This window comes from Sandarakinorhabdus sp., assembly GCF_040398645.1.
In the GTDB taxonomy this organism is placed as follows: domain Bacteria; phylum Pseudomonadota; class Alphaproteobacteria; order Sphingomonadales; family Sphingomonadaceae; genus Sandarakinorhabdus.
This window is the reverse complement of sequence record NZ_JBBATR010000001.1, coordinates 61,922-67,026: the sequence shown is the minus strand read 5'-3', so window position 1 is coordinate 67,026 and position 5,105 is coordinate 61,922. Positions and strand designations below refer to the sequence as shown.

Here is a 5,105-nt window from a genome sequence, read left to right as displayed (position 1 = left end):
CCGCTGTCGGTGATTTCCACCTTCTGCAGCATCTGGCGCACGATCACTTCGATGTGCTTGTCGTTGATGCGCACGCCCTGCAACCGATAGACTTCCTGGATTTCCGCGCAGAGATATTCGGCCAGCGGCTCCACACCCAGCACTTCCAGAATGTCGTGCGGATTGGGGTTGCCATCGATCAGATAGTCACCCTTGCGCACGAAGTCGCCTTCCTGCACCGCAACGTTCTTGCCCTTGGGCACCATATACTCAGCAACGTCACCGCCATCTTCCGGACGAATGTTGATCCGGCGCTTGGTCTTGTAATCCTTACCAAATTCCACGCGGCCATCGATTCGCGCGATGACAGCATTGTCCTTGGGAATGCGTGCTTCGAACAGTTCAGCCACCCGCGGCAGACCGCCGGTGATGTCGCGCGTCTTGGCGGCTTCCCGCGGAATGCGGGCCAGCACGTCACCAGCCGACACCATCTGGCCATCGGCCACCGACAGCACGGCGTCCACTGCCAGCAGATAGCGCGCCGATTCGCCGGATGCATCATCCAGCAGGGTGATACGTGGGCGCAAATCTTCCTTCTTGCTGGCAGTTTTCCAGTCAGTCACCACCTTGTTGGCCAAGCCGGTGGCTTCGTCGACTTCTTCCTTCAGCGTGACGCCTTCGATAATGTCCTGATACTTCACCTTGCCGGACTTTTCGGTGATCACCGGCAATGTGTACGGATCCCACTCCGACATACGATCGCCCTTGGCCACCGTGGCCCCTTCAGCGGTGTTGATGATCGCGCCGTAGGGAATGCGGTGGATCGAGCGTTCGCGGCCTTCGGAGTCGCGGATTACCAGCTCGCCGTTGCGGGCCATGGCAATTGCGCGGCCACGGCTGTCGGTGATCGTGGCCATGCCGCGATATTCGACGCGGCCGTCAACCGGCGCATCCACCGTCGATTGTTCGGACACCTGCGCGGCGCCGCCGATGTGGAAGGTGCGCATGGTCAGCTGCGTGCCAGGCTCACCGATCGATTGCGCCGCAATGACGCCAACCGCTTCCCCCATGTTCACCGGTGTGCCGCGTGCCAGATCGCGGCCATAGCAGGTGCCGCACACGCCGCCCTTGGTTTCGCACAGCAGCGGCGATCGGATCTTCACCTCGGCCACAGCCGCCGTTTCAATGCTTGCCACGTCCGATTCGGTCAGCAGATGGCCAGAAGCCACCACGACTTCGCCGGTCTTGGCATCGATCACATCCACCAGCACGGTGCGGCCAAGGATACGCTCGCTGAGCGACACGATGGTGTTGCCGCCTTCGACGATGGCCTTCATCAACATTCCGCGCTGCGTACCGCAATCATCCTCGATAACCACGCAATCCTGGCTGACATCAACCAGTCGGCGCGTGAGATAGCCGGAGTTCGCGGTCTTGAGTGCCGTATCGGCCAGACCCTTGCGGGCGCCGTGGGTGGAGTTGAAATACTCCAGCACGGTAAGGCCTTCCTTGAAGTTGGAGATGATCGGCGTTTCGATGATCTCACCCGATGGCTTGGCCATCAGGCCGCGCATCCCGGCCAGCTGCTTCATCTGCGCCTGGGAACCGCGAGCACCGGAGTGCGCCATCATGTAGATGGAGTTGATCGGCGCAACCCGGCCGCTTGGCAGCTGCTTGGGTGTGCTGATTTCCTTCATCATTTCGGTGGCGACCAGATCGCCGCACTTCGCCCAGGCATCGACGACCTTGTTATACTTTTCACCCTGGGTGATCAGGCCGTCCTGATATTGCTGCTCGAAATCCTTCACGCCGGCCTTGGTTTCATCAACCAGGCGCGCCTTGGCGACCGGGATGACCATGTCATCCTTGCCAAAGCTGATGCCGGCTTCGAAGGCGTGGCGGAAGCCCAGCGCCATGATGGCATCGGCAAACAGCACCGTCTCCTTCTGGCCGGCATGGCGATAGACAATGTCGATGACGTCGCCCAATTCCTTCTTGGTCAGCAGGCGGTTGATGGTTTCAAACGGCACCTTGTGGCTTTTTGGCAGGGTTTCCCCAAGCAGCAGGCGGCCCGGCGTGGTGTTCACCCGCTTCATGTACAGCTTGCCCTCATCATCGGCCTGCAGAACGCGGGCGATGATCTTGGTGTGCAGCGTTACATTCTTGTTGAACAACGCCTGATGCACTTCGGCCATATCGGCGAAGGCCATGCCCTGGCCCGGCTCGTTCTCAAGCTCCATGGACAGATAATAAAGCCCAAGCACCATGTCCTGCGACGGCACGATGATCGGCTTGCCGTTGGCAGGGGACAGGATGTTGTTGGTCGACATCATCAGCACGCGCGCTTCCAGCTGGGCCTCAAGGCTCAGCGGCACGTGCACGGCCATCTGGTCACCATCGAAATCGGCGTTGAACGCAGCGCAGACCAGCGGGTGGAGCTGGATGGCCTTGCCCTCGATCAAGACCGGCTCAAACGCCTGGATGCCAAGCCTGTGCAAGGTCGGCGCGCGGTTGAGCAGCACGGGATGTTCGCGGATAACCTCGTCGAGGATATCCCAAACCTCCTTGCGCTCCTTCTCGACCCACTTCTTGGCCTGCTTGAGGGTCATCGACAGACCCTTGGCATCAAGCCGCGAGTAGATGAACGGCTTGAACAGTTCCAAAGCCATCTTCTTGGGCAGGCCGCATTGGTGCAGCTTCAGCTCAGGCCCTGTGACAATAACCGAACGGCCGGAATAATCGACGCGCTTGCCGAGCAGGTTCTGCCGGAACCGGCCCTGCTTGCCCTTCAGCATATCCGAAAGCGACTTCAATGGACGCTTGTTGGCGCCGGTGATGGTGCGGCCGCGGCGGCCGTTGTCGAACAGCGCATCAACAGCTTCCTGCAGCATGCGCTTTTCGTTGCGCACGATGATATCAGGCGCGCGCAGTTCGATCAGGCGCTTCAGGCGGTTGTTGCGGTTGATGACGCGGCGATACAGATCGTTGAGATCGGAGGTTGCAAAGCGGCCGCCATCCAGCGGCACCAGCGGGCGCAGTTCCGGCGGAATCACCGGCACCACGGTCAGCACCATCCACTCGGGCTTGTTGCCGGAATTGATGAAGCTTTCGACCACCTTCATCCGCTTGATGATCTTCTTGGGCTTCAATTCTGATTTGGTGGTGCGCAGTTCCTCGCGCAGCGTCTCCATCTCGCCTTCGAGATCGAGTTCCTGCAGCAGGATGCGGATGGCTTCGGCGCCAATGCCGGCCTGGAACGCGTCCTCGCCATATTCTTCCTGCGCCGTGAACAGCTCGTCTTCGGTCAACAGATCAAACTTCTTGAACGGCGTCATGCCCGGATCGAGCACCACATATTGTTCAAAATACAGCACGCGCTCCAGCTGCTTGAGCTGCATGTCGAGCAGCATCCCGATGCGGCTGGGCAGCGATTTCAGGAACCAGATGTGCGCAACCGGCGCAGCCAGCTCGATATGGCCCATGCGTTCGCGGCGCACCTTGGATACGGTGACTTCCACACCGCATTTTTCGCAAACAATGCCTTTGTATTTCATGCGCTTGTACTTGCCGCACAGGCACTCATAATCCTTGATCGGGCCAAATATACGGGCGCAGAACAGGCCATCACGCTCCGGCTTGAAGGTCCGGTAGTTGATGGTTTCCGGCTTCTTGATCTCGCCGAACGACCAGCTGCGGATCTGTTCCGGGCTGGCGATGGCGATCTGGATCTGATCGAAAGTCTCGGGCTTGGCGGCCGGCGAGAAGAAATTCATCACTTCGTTCGACATGGTCTTTTCCTCCTTCACCCCTCCCCTTCAGGGGAGGGGCCGGGGGTGGGGCTGTGTTGGCGGAAAGGCTTTTCTTTTCAGAGGGCAGGACATTCCCCACCCCCAGCCCCTCCCCTGAAGGGGAGGGGAGGGGAGTTGGCCTTATTCCACCTTCTCGTTCGACTGCAGCTGGACGTTGAGGCCCAGCGACCGCATTTCTTTGATGAGCACGTTGAAGCTTTCGGGGATACCGGCTTCAAACGAGTCGTCGCCCTTGACGATGGCTTCATAGACCTTGGTGCGGCCGATGACATCGTCGGACTTGACGGTCAGCATTTCCTGCAACGTGTAGGCCGCGCCATAAGCCTGCAAGGCCCAGCATTCCATTTCGCCGAACCGCTGCCCGCCGAACTGCGCCTTGCCGCCCAGCGGCTGCTGGGTCACCAGGCTGTACGGCCCGATCGAACGCGCGTGGATCTTGTCGTCAACCAAATGGTGCAGCTTGAGCATGTAGATATAGCCCACGGTCACCTTGCGATCGAACTGGTCGCCGGTGCGGCCATCAAACAGCTCGACCTGACCAGAGGTTTCCAACCCGGCCAGCGCCAGCATGTTCGAAACATCGGCTTCCTTGGCACCGTCGAACACCGGCGTTGCCATCGGCACTCCGCCCACCAGATTGCGCGCCAGTTCCACCACCGCTGCGTCGCTTTGATCGGCGATATCCAGCGCATATTGCGGGCCATAAATGGCCTTGAACAAATCGCGGATTTCGTCGGCAGAACCAGCCGTCATCGTGGTGTTGATGTTCTCCAGCATCACCGCAATCTTCTTGCCCAATCCGCGCGCGGCCCAGCCCAGATGGGTTTCAAAGATCTGACCAACGTTCATGCGGCTCGGCACACCCAACGGGTTGAGCACGATGTCCACCGGCGTTCCGTCCGCCAGGAACGGCATGTCTTCCTGCGGCAGGATGCGGCTGATCACGCCCTTGTTGCCATGGCGACCGGCCATCTTGTCGCCCGGCTGCAGCTTGCGCTTCACCGCCACGAACACCTTGACCATCTTGAGCACGCCGGGCGGCAGTTCGTCGCCGGCCTGCACCTTGCTCTTCTTGTCTTCCAGCTTGGCGTTGATGCTGGCGTGGGCTTCATCCCACTGGCCCTTCAGGGCTTCCAGGCCAGCCTGCATGCCATCATCGGCCACGCCAAACTGCCACCACAAGCGGCGCGGATGCTCTTCGAGCAGTGCGTCATCGATGGTGATGCCCTTCTTCACGCCCTTGGGCGCCGCCACAACCTCCTGGCCCAACAATGCATCCCGCACGCGGGCATAGGTGGCGCGGTCCAGAATGGCGCG

The 5,105-nt window shown here is 60.3% G+C and carries 2 protein-coding genes; both read right to left on the bottom strand.

Features of this window, described 5'->3' with window-relative positions; all coding sequences use genetic code 11:
• A partial coding sequence (gene rpoC / locus ABWP50_RS00320) for a DNA-directed RNA polymerase subunit beta' (RefSeq protein WP_353215988.1) occupies positions 1-3,767 on the bottom strand: 3,767 nt, incomplete at its 3' end.
• Positions 3,768-3,908: 141 nt separating this feature from the next.
• Positions 3,909-5,105 (bottom strand): DNA-directed RNA polymerase subunit beta (locus ABWP50_RS00315; protein ID WP_502950939.1); only part of this gene is annotated, 1,197 nt, incomplete at its 5' end.